The sequence below is a fragment of the Thermodesulfobacteriota bacterium genome, from assembly GCA_040753795.1.
Lineage (GTDB): Bacteria > Desulfobacterota > Desulfobacteria > Desulfobacterales > Desulfosudaceae > JBFMDX01.
On record JBFMDX010000002.1, the window covers coordinates 236852 to 254705 of the forward strand.

The 17854-nt window shown below is 52.5% G+C and carries 11 protein-coding genes; 5 read left to right on the plus strand and 6 right to left on the minus strand.

The window, feature by feature from the left end; genetic code table 11:
• Positions 1 to 6: 6 nt before the first annotated feature.
• Both AB1724_03830 and AB1724_03835 read right to left on the minus strand, forming a co-directional pair.
• Entirely contained in the window at positions 7 to 738 is a 732-nt protein-coding gene (locus tag AB1724_03830) for a glycosyltransferase (GenBank protein ID MEW6076921.1), read from the minus strand.
• Entirely contained in the window at positions 725 to 2026 is a 1302-nt protein-coding gene (locus AB1724_03835; protein MEW6076922.1) for a class I SAM-dependent methyltransferase, read from the minus strand. The genes AB1724_03830 and AB1724_03835 overlap by 14 nt, the downstream gene beginning before the upstream one ends.
• Positions 2027 to 2473: 447 nt before the next feature.
• Between AB1724_03835 and AB1724_03840 the strand changes: the two genes are divergently transcribed.
• The 3 genes from AB1724_03840 to AB1724_03850 all read left to right on the plus strand — a co-directional run bounded on the left by AB1724_03840 (position 2474) and on the right by AB1724_03850 (position 7597).
• Complete coding sequence (locus tag AB1724_03840; GenBank protein ID MEW6076923.1) at positions 2474 to 3169, plus strand: GNAT family N-acetyltransferase; 696 nt, start codon at positions 2474 to 2476, stop codon at positions 3167 to 3169.
• Between the two features lie 12 nt (positions 3170 to 3181).
• Complete coding sequence (locus AB1724_03845; protein ID MEW6076924.1) at positions 3182 to 5956, plus strand: hypothetical protein; 2775 nt, start codon at positions 3182 to 3184, stop codon at positions 5954 to 5956.
• A gap of 153 nt (positions 5957 to 6109) precedes the next feature.
• Complete coding sequence (locus tag AB1724_03850; protein MEW6076925.1) at positions 6110 to 7597, plus strand: glycosyltransferase; 1488 nt, start codon at positions 6110 to 6112, stop codon at positions 7595 to 7597.
• A gap of 49 nt (positions 7598 to 7646) precedes the next feature.
• Here the strand turns inward: AB1724_03850 and AB1724_03855 are convergent, their stop codons facing one another.
• Positions 7647 to 9287: a hypothetical protein gene (locus AB1724_03855; protein ID MEW6076926.1), complete on the minus strand. Its 1641-nt coding sequence runs from the start codon at positions 9285 to 9287 to the stop codon at positions 7647 to 7649.
• A gap of 232 nt (positions 9288 to 9519) precedes the next feature.
• On the opposite strand from AB1724_03855, the gene AB1724_03860 reads away from it, so the two are divergent.
• A complete protein-coding gene (locus tag AB1724_03860; protein ID MEW6076927.1) occupies positions 9520 to 11934 on the plus strand; it encodes a hypothetical protein in 2415 nt (804 codons plus the stop codon).
• On the opposite strand, the gene AB1724_03865 is transcribed toward AB1724_03860, so the two are convergent.
• Positions 11885 to 14482 (minus strand): discoidin domain-containing protein, encoded by a 2598-nt coding sequence (locus AB1724_03865; protein ID MEW6076928.1) that lies wholly within the window; start codon positions 14480 to 14482, stop codon positions 11885 to 11887. The genes AB1724_03860 and AB1724_03865 overlap by 50 nt on opposite strands.
• Positions 14483 to 14769: 287 nt before the next feature.
• Between AB1724_03865 and AB1724_03870 the strand changes: the two genes are divergently transcribed.
• Complete coding sequence (locus tag AB1724_03870; GenBank protein MEW6076929.1) at positions 14770 to 15888, plus strand: DegT/DnrJ/EryC1/StrS family aminotransferase; 1119 nt, start codon at positions 14770 to 14772, stop codon at positions 15886 to 15888.
• Here the strand turns inward: AB1724_03870 and AB1724_03875 are convergent, their stop codons facing one another.
• The gene (locus AB1724_03875; GenBank protein ID MEW6076930.1) at positions 15889 to 16782 is read right to left on the minus strand and encodes a glycosyltransferase; all 894 of its coding nucleotides are present in this window, start codon (positions 16780 to 16782) and stop codon (positions 15889 to 15891) included. It lies immediately after the preceding gene.
• 1 nt (position 16783) lies between these two features.
• Entirely contained in the window at positions 16784 to 17794 is a 1011-nt protein-coding gene (locus AB1724_03880; GenBank protein MEW6076931.1) for a radical SAM protein, read from the minus strand.
• Between the last annotated feature and the right edge of the window lie 60 nt (positions 17795 to 17854).

The window sequence follows — 17854 nt, forward strand, 5'->3', positions numbered from 1 at the left end:
ATGATGTTAATTATATTTATCTGCCCATCGCAGTGACATCAATTTCCCTCCCCACCATAACATATCCCTGAAACGCATTTTGGATTTTCCAGACAATCTGGCGGACAGGCTCACGGGATATTCCACAATCCTGACGCCTTTTTTTTCCAGGGCATATATGCTTTCGATAAAAAACGCGTAATCATCCGCCTGAACCCCGGAAAAGGCAGCCGGATCAATGGTGTCCAGATGATACAGCCGAAAGGCATTGGTAAGATCATAGGGCAGCCCTAACATGAAAGATGTCGCCAGATGGCTCAAACGGCTGGCCAGTTTTTCTCTTTTCGTCCTTGAGTCCGAAGCGCCCGTGAGGAAGCGGGACCCCACCACCACGTCAGCCTTCCCTGTTAACTGTAAAAGTCCGGGGATATCTTCAGGAGCGTGGGTTCCATCAGCGTCCATGGTGATCAGTTTTTTATAGCGTTTTTGATATGCATATCGCAGGGCCTGGCGATGAGCACTGCCGATACCGCCCCGGCTTGGCCTGTGAATCACGTCAATCCCGCCTTCCTGCCGAGAAAGACGGTCAAGCATCGTTCCCGTGCCGTCCGGAGAGTTGTCGTCAATGAAGAGAATATCCGCGCGGGTTTTCATCTCTTTTATCCGTCGGATCATTTCCTCCACATTGCCTGCCTCGTTATAAGTGGGAAGAAAGACCAGTAAGTCATTTCGGGAAGGAGAGGGCTTAACGTCGGTCATATTCGACTTCCCCGTTTGCTCCAATTATCCGTACCTTTGGCAGGGGCAGAATGAACCTGCCGCCCCTCTTCAGGAAAACGGCTTCCCTCGCCTTGAAGGCCGTTATGAAAGACCACGGCAGCACCAGAAAGAAATCGGGTTTTTCCTCTCTGGCCTGCTGCTCGGATATGATTTCGATGCCGGTGGCCGGTGTCCGGCATGACCACTTGTCCGGATTCCGGTCCGCCGCTTTGCTGACCAGCCGGTTGTTGATCCCGCAGAACTGCAGGATGATATTCCCTTTGGTGGAAGCGCCATAGGCGTATATCGTTTCTCCCCGTGATCGGATACCCTGGAGCAGATATTGTAATTCATGACGAACGGCCAGGGCCGCCTCGTAAAAAGAATGGTACGGCGCGCTGGTATCAAGGGCCAGCGACCGTTCTTCCTCTCTGATTCGTATTAAGGCCTGAACGGTTTCCAGGGCAACGTCGCCGCCGGCGGTCTGTTTGCGGATAAACAGCCGCAGGCTGCCGCCGTTGATGTCATTGAATTCAATTCGATGGATGTTTAATTGTTCCCTGGCAAACAGCCATTCCAGTTGGCGCAGGCTGTAATATGCCCGATGTTCATGGCAAATGGCGTCAAAGGCCGTGTTTTTCAACATAAAGGGAAGATAGGACATTTCCATCGCCCAGACGCCGTCATCCGCCAGGATGGACGCGATATCCCGGACAAAACTGACGGGATCGTCCAGGTCATAGAACATGGCGATGGTGGCGATGATTTTCGGTTTGATCCCGGGCCGCGCTTTTTCATAGACCTCTTTTGAGAAGAAATCACAGACCACTTCCAGACCCTTGTCTCTTGCCAGCCTGACAACATTGGCGGCCGGATCGATGCCGATTTTATCCACGCCTTTCGTCGATAAAGCGTCTAAAAAGGTGCCGTCATTGCAGCCGATGTCACAAACCGTATCCCCTGGACGCAGTCCGACCATATCCTCAGCGATCCGAGCGATCTCAATCAGGTTCTGGCGCATCAGCTCATTAATTCCGGAACGATAACCATAATGGCTGTAAAGCACGCGGGGTGAAATACTGTGACCAAGCTGGACCAGGCCGCACCCATCCGGCGCGGCGCATCGCACCAGGTCCAGGGGATAGGGTTGTTGCAGCCAGTCCGGGGGCGATCCTGATTCAAATATGGAGGCCAGGCATTGCTGCCCGAGGTCAAGGACCGGCTTCAGCGTGCTTGCCCCGCAGATACGGCAGGTTTTGCGTTTCTGGCAGATATGGGTTGTTCCCATCGGCGATAGGAGTGACTCTTGTTTGCTCTTATGCATTTATTCCCGGGTACGGTTCCTGGCAGCGCGAGTTGAAAAAACCGGAGAGGCCAACCGGCAACATATTATCCATTATATCAGTATATTGAAAAGATTATAGCAGGGCCTTTTCCATTCGTATGTCGCAACTCGCAAAACCATTTAAATAAAATAGCGAAGTATCCGGATTAGGCTTGGTAACTTCATCGGGAGCCGGAAAAAGTTCAGCAAACACCATACAATAATGAATCAGCTATTGTACATAAAAATTATATGGGTAGGGCATATCAGACGCTGTTTGTCCCGCGGGGATTGATAACCCTGACCCGGACAATTGATTCGCTTTCATGCCGGATGATGATGTTGTTGGCAATGGTGTATGAATTATGATATTTTTAATAATTATAAATATATTCGCGATAAATCGGGTCAATGCTTCCAACTTCGGATAAACCACCAATTGCCGGCGGCGTCAGGCCGCCTTCCTTTCTGGACAGACCGTTTGGAAGCGGTATTGAAAAGAAACTTCTGGAATCGATCAACGCCATGACGCTGGCGGATATCGACACCGTGGTAGCCATGCATAAAAGCGAAATTCCCGCCGGTATCATGGTGGAACTGGGAACGGAGTTTTTGCGCCTGTTTTACCGGCAGGTGGTCATGGATCCCGGAGCCCGGGGATATGTGGCCAGGCAGAATGGCCGCATAGTGGGTTTTATGGTCGGCAGCAGCGAACCCGGTGTTTTTTTGAAAGGGTTGTTTTCCCGTAATTTTTTCCGTATCGGAAAAATCGTGGGCAAACGGATTGTTGTCCAACCCTCATTTTTGCTGCGGTTTGCGCAGGTCGTTCTTGCCAATCTGCATCAGGAAACAGTCGCCGAATCCCTGGCCGGAGCCGTGCTGAAGGAATACCAGGGCGGCGGTTACGGATTTATTTTATTAAAAAAACTGTTTCATGACTTCCGACAATCCGGAGTCCGCCGTGTTCAGTGCGTTGTGGCTGGAGACACCAGTGATCCCGCCGTCATCGCGCTTCATCATATCTATAAAAACAACGGTTTTTTCCAGAGCGGGAAGTTTCGGGTGGGCAAAACCCTCTACAGTCGATATCGAAGAGATCTGGTTTAATCGGGGCCAGCTATGATCGCGTCTGCTCTCCAGGCTTCTCCGGTTGCTGTCATTCGGTTATATTTACGGAAGCTGTCGCTGCCGGTGCTTTTACTGCTGCTTCCCGGCCCGCTGTTTCATTTCATGCTTCCCTTCACCAGAACCGTGATCGCACCCGGCCGTGACTTTATCCGCTACTATCTGTGGCCGCAGATGGAGTATATGGTATCAGTCAAATTCGGCAGCTTCCCGATTTACTCTCCCTTTGTCTCCTGTGGCGATTTTACCAGCCTTATGGCGGGAATCGGTCAGTTGTATCTGCCGCTGCCATACCTGGCCTCGCTGCTGCCGGGCTACTGGACCGGATTCGCTTTCGACTGGCTGCTGCTGCTCAATTTGTTGATGATGTCGGTGTCCGGCATCGTGCTATTGGTTTTTTTGCGGCGATTGAGTGTAAGCCCGCTGGTGGCTTTCGCCCTTACCTCGGTAACCGTCTTTTCCCCGCGCTCTCTGGTTTGTCTCGGCTATGGCTTCGGCAGTGCCGCCTGGGCAGGCCATATCCTGACCTGCGCGGTGCTGGGTTTGTATTTTTTGAATCCGGACCGTATTGGCAAACCCCTGCTGATTGTCGGCGCGTCTTACTGGACGATCAGCAGCGGCCACCCGGAAGAGGTATACTACTGTGTGCTCGGCACCTGTCTTTTCGCCCTGCTGTTGCCTTACATTGTCGAAACCGTCCTGCCTCAACGTCGCTGTTCTTTTAAAGAGAAACTCCGGTTCTGGGGTTTCTGGGTCGTCTGTTGCGGGCTGTCTTTTCTTCTCTCCGCGGCCTATATCGCGCCTCTCTATGCGGAGGTGATTCGCAATATGGATTTTGCGAACATGACGTTTGAACAATCGGCAATCTCCCTCGATACGCTGCCGGGTTTGATCTATAATTTTTTCCTGCCGGTGAGAACCGGTTTTTTCGGTTGTTTCGGCGGTACATCCATGTACCTGATGGTGCTGCTGATCCCTCTGATCAAGCTGCTCCGTCAGCCCGCCGGCAGAGGAAACTGGCTCATACTGACGTTTATCGGCCTTGTTTTTTTATATATGGCGGGCGAAGCCACGCCGGTTTTTTCAGCCTTCTGGAAGATTCTGCCGTTTGCTTCGTCAACGCGCAATCCCTCCCGCGCCAGCCTGATCATGCCGATTCTCTTTTTGCCCGGCCTGGTCTGGCTGTTTACCACTGAACAGACGGTTTCTCTTGTTGTCTTCAAGCGGCGGCGATCGATCCCTGTCCGCTCCGTCCTGGGGGCGGCCGCGATCATTATGCTCCTTTCCGGGCTCCTGTCGCTTCACCTGATGTCGCCGCCGATTTCTGTCCATGTGCGGCTTAAGGCGTTGTTCCTGCCGGCCTGGGTTGAACCCCTGCTCATATCCGTTGGTTTTTTAACTTTGCTGACCGTCGTCGTCCATGGCCTGTCGCTGCGCTACAAAACCACGGCGGAGATTTTTTTGTGTGTCCTGATCTGCCTGGGGCTGACCCTGATGATGAGATACGGGTCACTCCCTTTTGACCAGAAATACGACAAGGGGGTGCTGACCCTGGACCGGCTCCTGGCCCAGAAGCAGAAGACATTGCGATTGGTGCCCGGATATCTCTTTTTGTTTGAAACCGGCGCTCACTGGGCGGAACGGGAGCAGTTCAAAAACTATTTTGTCGATCCCTATCTGGGGCAGATATTCCGCAAATACCGGGTGGCGGAAAACCGCCAGGATGCCTACCGGATTTTAAACCAGCAGCGTCAGCGGGATGAGGTGGTTGTCGAGGGCTATCAGCCGGATGAGGCCGGCGGCGGGATGACCGAGGCGTGCGCGGGCGGACCCGACCGGGTCCGGCTGGTTTACAGCACCTATAACCGGCTGATTTTCGAGGCCGAAGCCTGCCAGCCGGCGTTTTTCTTCCTGTCCTATCCGGACCCGGACAGGCATTGGCGGGCCTGGGTAAACGGCGAGACGGTCAATATTTACAGCGCCAACGGGATATCCCAGGCAGTCCGTATCCCAACCGGGAAATCCAGAGTCGAATTCCGGTACTGGAGCGCCGCGGCGTTCTGGGGTATGGCGGTCAGCTGCCTGACAATGGCGGTTATCGGCATTCTGGCCGCCGTCCGGTGTCGCGGAAAGGCGGCCGGTTTTTTACTCGCGGCCGCGGCCGTGTGCCTTTCCGGCGGGCTGTTTGTCCTCTGGTCCAACAGCCTTTACAGCGGAAGGAGCTTTCAGACGGCTTATACCTGGCAGACGCCGACAGACCGGGAACTCACCAATCTGGCCTACGGAAAGCCGGCCGAGATCAGCCTTTACAACAAGATCCATCCGGCCTATTTGCATGCCCGGCGGGGGGTGGACGGCGACCGTTCCTTTGATTCCTGCTTTGTTACCGCCAGTCATCAAAATCCCTGGTTCAAAATCGATCTTGGGAAGGTTTCAACGGTCGGTTCGATCGTCATCACGGCCACCCTGAAGGGATATGAAGAAAACAAAATGTTTCTTTATTTTAACGACAATGCGGCGGCGACGGAAATAGACGGGATTTTCCTGTTTACCCAGGTGCCGGTGCTGTTCAACAACCTTCCGTTGATTCTGGCCATTTCCATTGACGACAAAAACTGGCAATACACCCGAATAGACAATTTTGAGCCGGATGCGCCGAACCGGTTTCAGTTGGCACAACCCGCCGACATCCGTTATGTCAAGGTTATCGCGTCCGGGACCTGCCGGCTCTGCCTGAATGAAGTCGAGGTTTATCCCCCTGAAGACTGAAGGTGTTGTTTAAAAATTGTCCTGGAATAATTCCGCTGCCGCCTTTGAGCCAGGCTGTGTTGACATCATCCGAACCCTTACATATACTCACCCTAAAAATCCGATCAACCCTCTTAAACAGAGCCACAAACTTCCAGCGTGGATATCCGCCGTATGTCTCCTGAAATTGGATATGATAACAATCCTTCCTCCTCGGGAGGCCCGCTGACCGGTGTTATCCTTGCGGCCGGTCGAGGCGGCCGGGCCTACCCCTCCTCGCACTGCATACCCAAGGCGCTCATGGAAGTAGCCGGCCGGCCGATTATCGATCGCACCATCGATATAATGACAAGGCAGCTCGGCGTGTCACGGATCATTGTCGTCATCGGGCACTGCGGCGATCAGATAGTGTCCCATCTGTCCAGGCGGGATTTCGGAGTGGCGTTTGTTTTTGTTGAGCAGAAACAAATTAATGGCACCGGGCATGCGCTACTGATGACAGAACCTTACGTCGGAGTTGCCCCGTTCGTGGTTATGCTCGGGGATGAATTCTATTCTGAAACCAACCATGACATTCTGCTCGAAAGTGATATGAGCGCCTGTGCCGGCGTATTGATGTTCAAGGAGGAAAAGGACCGCCATAAAATCACCGCCAACTACACAGGTGAAATCCGGGACCGGCGCGTTTACGCGCTGCTTGAAAAACCGGTCAACCCCGGAACCGGATTGATGGGGGTGGGCACATATCTGCTGACGGCAAAAGTGTTCGATTATATCCGCCGGACGCATCCGTCTGATTTGAGAAACGAGATCGAATTGACCGACGCCCTTTCAGAGATGGCCCGTCGTGAAATCGTCATGGCGGCAATGCTCTCGGGCATCTATGTCAATGTTAACAATATGGACGACCTGAACAGGGCCAATTGTCTTGCCCGTACGCGCGAATTCAGCCAGAAAAAGGTAACCGTGCTGATACCGGCCTGCAACGAGGAGGAGACCATTGGCGGCGTTATTGATGAATTTGGCGCATATGAAAGAGCGAATGAAATTCTGGTTGTGGACAACAATTCAAATGATCGCACCCGTGAAATTGCCGTAAAGGCAGGAGCGCGGGTTGTGACTGAAACCCGTCAGGGATACGGATATGCTCTCCGGCGGGGGCTTGAAGAAGCGACGGGGGATATCATTATCGTCACCGAAGCGGATGGCAGCTTTACCGCCGGCGATATCCCCAAGTTTATGGAGTACCTGAAGGACTGTGACATGGTTATTGGAACGCGAACCACCCGCCAGATGATTGAGCAGGGCGCCAATATGGGAACTATGGTCCGCTGGGGCAATGTCCTTTACGGTAAAATCATTGAAATCCTCTGGTGGGGTCAGGAACCGCGGTTTACGGACGTGGGTTGCACCTATCGCGCGCTTTGGAAAACCAGCTATGAAAAAATCCGACCCTATCTTAACGCTTCCGGCCCCGAATTTTCTCCGGAGATGATGATCGCCATGCTGATCTGCCGAAAGCGTATTATCGAAATTCCCGTTACCTATCGTAAACGCCTGGGCGGAACATCCAAACACTCCGGCCATTTTATTCCGTTAGCCCGCACCGCCTTAAAAATGATGGGCATGATTTTAAAGCTCAAATACAGATACTGCCGATAAAATCGTCTCCGGAATGAGGGGCCTGAATTTCCGGCCCGGAAATATATGATTATGATACCGGACGCAGGATAAGGCAATCTCTGCTTCGAAGGTATATCTCAAGATGAAGCGAATCCATGCACTCCTCCAGGCTCGTGGCCGCGCATGCCCCCTCTTTTGGCAAGTAAACCCAGGGATTAAAATACAGTACGATACCATTGTGCTGATGCAGCAATGTCCGCAATCGCGCCATTTGTTCCTGATAGCGCGGGTTGTTTTGCGCCTTGAAAAAATCATAATGAGACGGCAAGGCAAATACCGGTGTGTTTAAATAATGAAAAACTTCACCCGGCATGTTAGTCACAATCCACGGCACCCCATCGATTTCTTGCGCAACCGCCAGGGCCGGCGAGTTTTTCCAGAGTTTGTTCGGCTTTTCGGCGATATCCGGGTTTTTGAGAGCGTTTATGGTTGATCCGGCAAGAGAGCCGGTTATCAATATGGCCGTAAAAATTAAAGCGGAGACAGCCATGAAACGGCTCGAATTTTTCGTGCCGGCCGCCCTGTTTTCCGGACCGGTCAAGGCGATCAGCACCACGGCCCAGACAAACACCGGCGCGAAATGACGGGGAGTAAGGCCCGTAAAGCATACCATATGGTCCAAAAACAAGGCGAGCAAAGACGCCATCACCAGGTAGATCAACAGGCATGATTTTATGAAGTTTTGAAGCTGAAGGACAGCCCTTGCCGGTGGCTGCTGACGTTGTTGTTTTACCTGATGGACAAAGAAAATAACAATAGCCGTAATCGCCAGTAAGGCCAGAAATACTTGTATTTGTGGGGGCCACCCCTCCGGGGTTAAATAAATTACCGGCGAGTTGAGGCTTTTTTTAAAAAATATCAGCGCCTTGGCTATGGGCCAGTTCCAGGCTAAAGATCGGCCGGCGACATAGAGGGTTTGGCCGTAAATAATTGACGAGAACATGTAAAGCGTGACCGGCAATACGCTGAACAGAATACATGAAAGACTTAATGCCATTCTGCGATAAAGCGGAAAATCCGCATTGACTCGCCACAGGGTAACGGCCAGAGCCAGGGCCATGGCAGCACCGATATACCGGGTCAGACAGGCCAGGGCGATAAAAATGATGGCCATCACCAGCCAGAGGCGTCTTTTGGCGCGCAAATAATAACTGATCGCCAGCATCGTCAATAGCTGCAAGATTAAAAAAAGACTCTCTGAATAGACGAAAAAGTTTAGCCGGAGGATAATGGGAGACAGAATGATTAATGCGATCGCTACAAAAGCGCGGGTATGTGTTTTTTGATTCCGGTAAAGAATACCCCAAAGCAGGCTTCCGATAATGAGAGGAAAAACAAGATGCAGCCAGCGACCTGCCGGGTATGGATCGGCGGTTAAGCTTGCTGCTGCAAGAAGGGCGGGATAAAACGGCGGCCACAACTCCATGGCATAGGCATAGTAGCTGGTTATCTCCCGCAACAGATTTTTATCTATGCTGGCTTGATCACCCAGCCCCAGATGGGATGCAATAATACGGGCGGCATTGATGTAATAGTAACCATCTCCTTCTATCACAAGGCCATTCACTGTTGCGATGAAGGTGAGTATCGTCCCCAGCGATATGACGGCAATAATGCCGATAATCGAAATTTTTCGGACGGTACGGCTTTCAGCTGTCAATAATGTCATAGGGTTCCCGACCACGGCGATTACATGCCGGTGATTTATAAATCGCAAATATCATACTTGAACACATTGTTTTTGACAACGGCTGCTGGCGCAGATAACCGGGCACGACCCTGCCCACCGCCTTTCCCCTTGTCTTTTCCCCCGGCATCAGCATATATTCGGGGCCATTAGCCCGGATATTTCTTCACCATAATGTATTTTATATGCACATTAATCCATGCCGGAAAATTTCATGAAATACCCGTTATTCCAGATGGCCGGTCTCTTTTTCGTCTCCGCGGCGCTGCTTGCCCTTGAAATCTGTCTGGCACGAATTTTTTCCACCATGATATGGTTCCACTTCTCTTTTCTGGCCATCGGTATCGCTATGATGGGATTTGCTTTTGCCGGGATACTGCTGGTCGTGTTCCGGAAAAGCGGGACAACAGCGCCGACCGCCGCCACTGACAGCCTGAAGTTTGCCCTGGCCATTGGCCTGGGGACGGTCCTGCTGCTTTTTCAGTCTCCCTGCCTGCAAGCACTCTCCTCGATATTTACCTCCATCGGGTGCCGGATTGTGTTCGCTGTCATTCTGATCACTGTCTTCACCACCGCCTTCACCTTTGCCGGGCTGTCTGTCTCCACCATAATCTCCGGCAATGCGCGTGATATCGGGCGTTTCTATGGCGCCAACCTGACCGGCGCGGGTGCAGGCGCAATGCTCGTGCTGCCCCTTCTGTCTGCGGCGGGCGCGCTAGATGCCGTACTGATTATTCTTTTAATGGCCCTCTGCGGAGCGATCTGCCTCATGCTTTCCCGGCCGCAAGGCGCAAGGCGGGGGCTTGCCGCCTGCGTCCTGACAGCGACGGTAACGATTGTCGTCATGGGAATGACTGACGGCAACACCCCGTTTGCCGAAAGCCTGCTGACCCGTCAGGACGTCACCAGGGAAAACCGGATCTTTCGAAAATGGAATTCTTTTTCCTGTGTGGATTTTTACACGGTCGATAAAAACCTAAAGCCGCTATACTTATACCGTGAGCCATTATGGGGCTTGAGCTTGAAATACGCCTACCAGGGAGAGTTGCCGGAACTCGTAAAAATAATCATCGACTCCTGGGCTGTTACCGCGACCTATAAAATAGATCAGACAACTCTTGAGATGCCGTTTTATGATTATTTGCCCACCAACCTGGCCTATCAGCTGCTTTCGCATCCATCGGTACTGGTTCTTGGCGCAGGCGGAGGGGGAGACATCCTCTCCGCACTTCATTACAAGGCATCGTCTATCACCGGGGTGGAGATCAATCCATCTATTGTCTCGTCTGTAAAAAATGAACTGGCCGATTTTTCCGGAAATATATACAACCGGCCGGATGTACCTGTTCATGTTGCCGAGGGGCGCCACTGGCTGAGCCGAGACCGCAGCACCTACGACCTGATTCATCTTTCCGGGGTAGACTCCCTGTCCGGCGCCCTGTCCGGGGCCTATTGCTTTTCGGAAAGTTACCTTTACACCATCGAAGCTTTCAGTGAATATCTGACTCACCTTACTGATGACGGCATCGTCACCTTCCTTCGCTTCGCCTTTACCCCGCCCATGGAGATGCTGCGGCTTTTTACTACCGCCACCGAGGCCCTTGGCCGCCATGGCATAAATGATCCCGAGCGCCATCTGATGGTTGTTCACTCCAACGTTGGACTGTTTGCCGTGCTGCTGATGAAAAAAAGCCCCTTTACACCGGAGCAGATACGCGCCATCGATACCACCTGCCAGGACAAGGGCTTTTCCCTTCTCTACAGCCCGGACCGCCAGATGGGAAATGCCTTTTACGCCTTTGTCGAATCATCTGATAAAAGCGACTTCTGTAAACGGTATCCGTTCAAAATAGCGCCTGTTACAGATAACAGCCCGTTCTTTTTTAACTACGCAAAACTGTCCACCGTTTTCAAGCCGCCCGACCCTTCTTTCTTTCTATACTTTGTCGGGCAGATGGTCCTTTACGGCGGATTTTTTGTTGTCCTGGCCTTCTCTTCCGTGTTCATCTTATGGCCGGCAGCGATTTACAGGAAACGAAAGGTGCCCGTCAAAAACGCCCGCTTTATAATTTTATATTTTACAGGCATCGGCATCGCATTCATGCTGGTGGAAAACCTTTTTATCCAAAAATATTCGTTGTTTCTGGGGCAACCGGTCTACTCACTTGCTCTTGTGTTGTTCTGCGCGCTGGTCTTCGCCGGCGCTGGAAGCTACTGGTCCGGGACGTTTCAAAAAACAAGACACTGGCGAGCGCTGGTATCATGGGGCCTGCCTGCCTTCCCGCTGGCAACCTTTTTCGGCTCAGACGCTGTTTTCCCGGCCCTGCTCCACACCGGGCTTTTTACACGTGTCATGGTTTCCGTAGCCATGCTGGCCCCATGCTGCTTCCTGATGGGCATGCTTTTTCCATGGGGCATCCGCAGAATGGAGAAACACGCGCCACAGGCTATCCCCTGGGCATGGGCGTTGAACAGTTATGCCTCGGTTTTAGGCGCCTTTCTTGCAGTGATAGGCGGCATCACGCTGGGGTTTGCCGCCACGTGCCTGATCGCAGCGGTCCTTTACGCCTTCTGCGGCTTTATGGCGGATGAACAGAAACCGGGGCGGGATATACCTCCACCTCCATGAGGCTTAGAACGCATCTCCCGGCCGCCTGGATCTTTAAGTACCGCATTTTAACCGGCTCTTGAAAATCAATGCGAACCACCTGCCCATTTCCCCCGATAAGAGCGGATTGCCAACCCTCCCCGTTTATTGAGAACGAAACGCTTAAGGGCCTCCCGTTAAACGGCAGAAAGTCGTAGGGAGGCGTCAGGTAAATAATAATGGATCCCACCTCGACCGGCGATTGCAGATCCACCTGCCACCAGGGATTTTCTTCCAGGTCGGTGTGTGAAGAAGACGTCAGCGCGCTAACGCTGTCTCCATCAACAGCGTGCCGGCTGTTGTAAAGATCAGGAAACCACAGATCTCCCTTTTTATAGCTGCTCATGGTCGTGTGTTTACCGTAGGCGATATTCGGAACAGTCCCCGGCGGCGGAGATTCCCAGGTGTATTCTGTACCAAGGTTTTTGCCGGAGTAAAGACTGCCGCGCCAGAGGGCGAACACTCCTCCCGCCAGAACAATCGCGGCCGCGACGATCAGGTATCCATATGGTTTACGAATTCGAAAAAAAGCCAGCCAGCAACCGATCAGCGCCAGGGTGGCGCAGCTGACCCCCATGCCCAGAGCGGCGGCCCGGCTCCAGTACCTGAATTCAACCCGGCTGGTGCCAGCGGGAATGCGGACGGCATGTGAAACCCCATTGGCCCGGAAAGTCGGGCCTGGATGGCCATTGACCCACGCCCGCCAGTGGCCGGTATGGGGATAGGCAAACACAAAAAACGCCGGCTGGCCGGTGGTGGCTGAAAAAACGAACCGGTTATATGAACTGTATTCTAAAACTACCCGGTCGGGGATATCGGACAATGGCGCTCGCGCCTGTTCAGGCAGATCAAGACCGACTATGGTTTCGAGTACCACCTCGTCCGGCTGACGCCGTTGATTTAAAATCCGGTAAGCATCGGTTAAATTTCCGACGGTGATATGGTTCCTGTAAATTTTCCCGAGATGCGGTTCGACAAAATAGTTGCGGAGCTGCTCCGTGACAGCTTGATGGCCGCGGCCGGGATTGAGATAGTAATGATCCATGTGAATATTCATGGTGTTTCGTTTGTGGGCCATCATTTCGTCCAGGGTCTGCGATTGCTTCCTGGCGGCCAGGGGGGAATAATAAGGCGGTGCAAATTTGAAAATAAGGCCAAGATGCACGAGGGTAACCGCGCATAGAAATATCATACTGACCTGTTTCCAGGGACAGGCCGCCATGCCGTATATAACCAGCGCGAGCAATGACAGGACACTCGTGACAAAGATCAAAGGTTCCGGCCAGGCCGGAAGTCGCGAAAGGTTCAAACGAGCATGCGGAGCAAGGTCTGTAGTGATCGATTCCGGAGCCGACAGCACGAACAGGGCGAGCAGGGCAAGGGCGGTTATGCCCAGGACAGCCGGAGCGGTCGCCCCTTTTGTCACCCCGGCGATGCCGGCGGAAACGCGTCCGTCGGTTTGAAAAATCCAGGCCAGCACCAGCATGAACAGCAGCGGCAAGGTAAACGCCAGCCGCGCCGGTCCTCTTATCATATGATGCAGGGGAAGATATTCCCAGACAAGCCTGTGGACTGGCGTGGCGCTGCCCTGCATGTAAAGAAATACGAAAAGGATAATTCCCAGGATAGCCCATATGGTGCCGGGTGTTTTTGTTCGAAACAGCGCCATCATTGGAATCAGCAAAACAGCAAGAAACAGGGGCGTGCCGGCAAACATGGCGTAGCCGGTTCGAAGCGGCAGGAAAAAATTGTTCAGGCATTCTCCGAACGGCTCCGGCTGAGAGGTGGCCCAGGCATAGGGCTGATCCACAATGCCGGCGTTGGTTGAAACAAAATCGATATAATAGGGAATAATATAGCCGCCGGAGAGCAGCAGCGCCAGGGCGCAGAAAAGCGTTATTTTCCCCCAGAAACGCAAGCGGGTCTGAAAACTGGCGGCGCTGTTTTCAAAACGCATTGCCGGAGCATAAAAAGGCAGAAGAATCGTAAAGAGCGCGGCGGTTATCAGGCCGTAATAAGTCCAGACCGGGTGCCCGCAGGTAATCAGCCAGAAAGCGGCGCCGATGATCAGCAGCGGGCCTTTGACGGCGGTGGGCTTTAAATAATAGCAGCCGATGGCGCTGCAAAGCAGAATATGCCCGGACCAGGCCTCCATCGGGGAGCCGAACCAGGACAAAAAGACCATGCGCAAATTATAAACAGCGGTGGTAGATAGAAAAAAGGAAATCATGACGCTCATGTTCAGCCGCCGCAGAAAAGAAAACAGGGCCAGATGCGCCCCGGCCAGCCCCAGAAGATGGAGCAGCATGGACCAGTCCGCGGCACGACCCTGCCAGTATCCGGGCAGATGGCGGATCACATGGAAAAACGGATGGAGCAACTGGCCTTCCGACAGGACAAAGGCCGTCTGGCCGTGGAAATAGCCGGGTATAAACAGTGGGAAGGTCCCTGTTTTAAGGGCAAAAGCCAGTTCCATCTGATCCTGGATGTGATGGTGCCAGTAATCAAAGCCGTAATTTGTCCGGGACAAAAACGGATACGGCCATAGCAACAAAAGAAACGGCAACAGGATAATGATAGGACAAACTATCCATAAAGCCCGGGATCGATTTGTTTCTTGATTATTCATCGCCACGGTCGGTGAAAAGTGACGGAAGACATTGATTGGTTTTTGTGCCCATATGTTTGCTTTATTAAGCCAGGGGCTTTACATACCATATATAATTAGCGATAATTTTGATTGTTTACAAACGATTTCTTGCAAAGCGCTTTTTTAAACCCATTAAAATATAAACCGAAAAGCCACTAAGGATAACCGTGAAAAAAATTATACCTCAAATAGAGCCCTGGATAGACGAACAAGAGACAAAAGCGGTCATGGAGGCGGTCCGATCCACGTGGCTGACCGAGGCAAAAAGGACCGAATCGTTTGAAGCCCTGTTCCGGAAAAAAACCGGGGCAAAATACGCCCGCGCCTTCTGTAATGGAACGATGGCCCTTTTTGCCGCCTTGAAAGTCGCGGGCATAGGGAAAGGGGATGAAGTCATTCTGCCTGACCTGACCTTTATCGCTTCCAGCAACGCCGTTGTTCTCTCCGGAGCCAGACCGGTTCTGGCGGATGTCGATCAGACCTCTTTTACGCTTTCCCCGGACGGAATCCGGCAAAAGATAACCCGGCGGACCCGGGCCATCATGCCGGTTCATCTGTATGGGCAGGCGGCTGATATGGACGCGATCATGGAGATCGCGGGCGCACACCGGCTGGTTGTCATAGAGGATGCCGCGCAGGGCGTGGGCGTGAAATTCAACGGCCGGCATGTCGGCACCTTCGGGGATTTCGGCTGTTTCTCTTTTTACGGCAATAAAACGATAACGACCGGAGAAGGAGGGATGGTCATAACCCAATCCTCCACGCTTGATGCCAGAATTTACGCCCTTAAGAATCACGGCCGCGGCCGAAGAGGAACGTTCATCCATGATGAGATCGGTTATAATTTCAGTTTTAACGAAATGGCCGCCGCCGTCGGCATCACGCAGTTGAAAAAATTGAATCTAATCATAAAAAAGAAGGCTGCCCTGCGGCGGGAATATATGAAACAGTTATCAGACCTGAGTGAAATTGAGTTCACCCGGGCAGACGAGCGGTGCGCGCCCGTGCACTGGTTTATCAATATTCTCGTCGAAGACCCGGAATCACTCCAGGCTTATCTCGGCCGGAAAGGCATCGGCACCCGGCGGTTCTTCTACCCCCTGCACCAACAGCCCTGTTATCGATTAAAAGGACGGTTCCCATGCAGTGAGTACGCCTATGCCCACGGCCTGTCCCTTCCTTCTTCAGCCAGGCTTGAACCCGAATCGGTACATCGGATTTGCAGCGAGATTCACCATTATTACCGGCACCATCCGGCACGGCGTAACCGCCCGAGGCGTTGCTGATTATTCGTTTCCGGGCTTAAGGGAGTTTTTGATTTCCCAGGTGTGAACAATTTTACCGGCCAGGATCAGCGGGGTATAGAAGATAATGCCGGGCCTGAACCGCAACCACTGCTTCAGGATAAAGAGCGTCAGCAGGCAGGCCAGGGGAAGGATATAAAGAAAGGCCGGATAGTACGCCGTCGGGATCAGAAAAGAATAGTCCATCTTTAACCGTGAGCGGATTTGAACCATATATGTCCCCATGCTTTTCTGATGCCGGAAATAGTCCCGGCAATTATCCCGGTCGAAATGATAAACCACGATATCGGATTGAAAATAAATTTTCTCCCCCAGCCGTCTGGCCCGGAAGCAGAACTCCGTGTCTTCGCCGCCGTTTGTCAGGGTTTCATCAAACAGGCCGATGCGGTCAAGCGCTGTCTTTTTGACGGACATGTTGTTCGAGGCGACATGAAGTTTTCTGATGTAATAACTGCCGCTGAAGGGAACGGAGGCATACCAGGTGCAGAAGGCGTCGGCTTTGCCGAAAACGGTCCGGGATACGCCCTGGATACCGCCGCCGATGATGGCCGCGCCCGTTTTTTCGTGCGCTTCAACATGCCGGGCGATCCAGTCTTTCTCGACATAGGCATCCGAATCGAGAAAGAGGATAATCTCTCCGCCGGCTTTCTTTGTCCCGGCATTTCGGCTGTACGATACCTTTCGGTTGGTTGAATTCCGGAAATAATGCAAACGCTGGTCGCCTATCTTCTTGATGATATCGGGCGTACCGTCACGGGAACAATCATCCACGACAATCAGTTCATAATCATCGTATTCGTTGGCCAGTATTGACGCCAGGCACTTTGCGATGGTCTGTTCGGCATTATAAGCGGTAACGACGACGCTGACTTTCATTTCAAAGGCCCAGGAGAAGTTTGGGATACTGCCAAAGATTGAGGAAATAATTGTCCATCAGGTTGCAATTGTGATAGCAGAAGCATCCCCCGATTTTTATCCGCCGGACTTGTTCGATGGCCTTTTCTTGCCGTAAAAGCCGCGGCAAGGCGGTCCGCAGGATATTGCCGAAGGGCTCCAGCATTTCACAGAAGGCGGCATCGCCGTTGGGGTAGACGACCAGATGGTGCTTGTGGGCCAGGCACGGCGGGGTTTGCCTGCTTTCCCGCATTACCCGGAGCGATGACGCGTACATATTCCGGTGGTAGTTGCGCAGGAAAAACTGATCCAGCCCTCGCTGACCATAGCCATAGGTTTTCCAGATGGCCAGCACCTTTTCCTTGATATCGGCCAGTTCTTTGACCGAGGGGCATTTTACGGATTCGTTCCGCGGCTTTCCCCTGAGAAAGATGATGGAGTGAAAATCGGGGGCCAGGGTCCGGGTGTATTCCATGAAGGCAATAATTTCAGGGTAGTTCCGGTCACTTAAGACCGTATTTATTTTCAGGTAAATGCCGGGAATTTTTTTCAAGGACAGAATGGTCTGGAGCGCGTTTTGAAAACTGCCGGCGCCCCTTATGGCATCATTGGTTTTTTCAAAACCATCGAGGGATACCGAAATACTCAGGATGGCGGCCGCCTTTTTCTGAATTTCGGTTATGGTATGATGAATCCTTTCCGGATCAAAACCGTTGGTCGGGATGGAAAGATACCGGGTTTTGAAAGCCGCGCAGATTTCGGGCAAATCGCTCCGCAGAAACGGTTCGCCGCCGCCGATGTCGACAAAAATAAGATTGTTTAAGCCCTCTGCCAAAGTTTTTATCTCCGACAGGGAAATTTCTCCGGTTGGCGCCGCGTCGCGGGTACGAACAAAACAGGTCTGACAGCTGCGATTGCACCGGCTGGTGACATGCAAAACCAGATGAGACGGGCCTTTATGGAACAATTGATTTTTTAATAACTGAAGCTTCATCTTATTTGTTCATCAGAAAATTAATCGGCAGGGCCATCCACGCCTTATTCAACAGGCGGG

Bases quoted from the DNA above. Each gene is read 5' to 3' on its own strand.
- AB1724_03850 (MEW6076925.1), top strand. From the start codon at position 6,110: ATGTCTCCTGAAATTGGATATGATAACAATCCTTCCTCCTCGGGAGGC.
- AB1724_03845 (MEW6076924.1), top strand. From the start codon at position 3,182: ATGATCGCGTCTGCTCTCCAGGCTTCTCCGGTTGCTGTCATTCGGTTA.
- AB1724_03830 (MEW6076921.1), bottom strand. From the start codon at position 738: ATGACCGACGTTAAGCCCTCTCCTTCCCGAAATGACTTACTGGTCTTT.
- AB1724_03835 (MEW6076922.1), bottom strand. From the start codon at position 2,026: ATGGGAACAACCCATATCTGCCAGAAACGCAAAACCTGCCGTATCTGC.
- AB1724_03840 (MEW6076923.1), top strand. From the start codon at position 2,474: ATGCTTCCAACTTCGGATAAACCACCAATTGCCGGCGGCGTCAGGCCG.
- AB1724_03880 (MEW6076931.1), bottom strand. From the start codon at position 17,794: ATGAAGCTTCAGTTATTAAAAAATCAATTGTTCCATAAAGGCCCGTCT.
- AB1724_03855 (MEW6076926.1), bottom strand. From the start codon at position 9,287: ATGACATTATTGACAGCTGAAAGCCGTACCGTCCGAAAAATTTCGATT.
- AB1724_03860 (MEW6076927.1), top strand. From the start codon at position 9,520: ATGAAATACCCGTTATTCCAGATGGCCGGTCTCTTTTTCGTCTCCGCG.
- AB1724_03875 (MEW6076930.1), bottom strand. From the start codon at position 16,782: ATGAAAGTCAGCGTCGTCGTTACCGCTTATAATGCCGAACAGACCATC.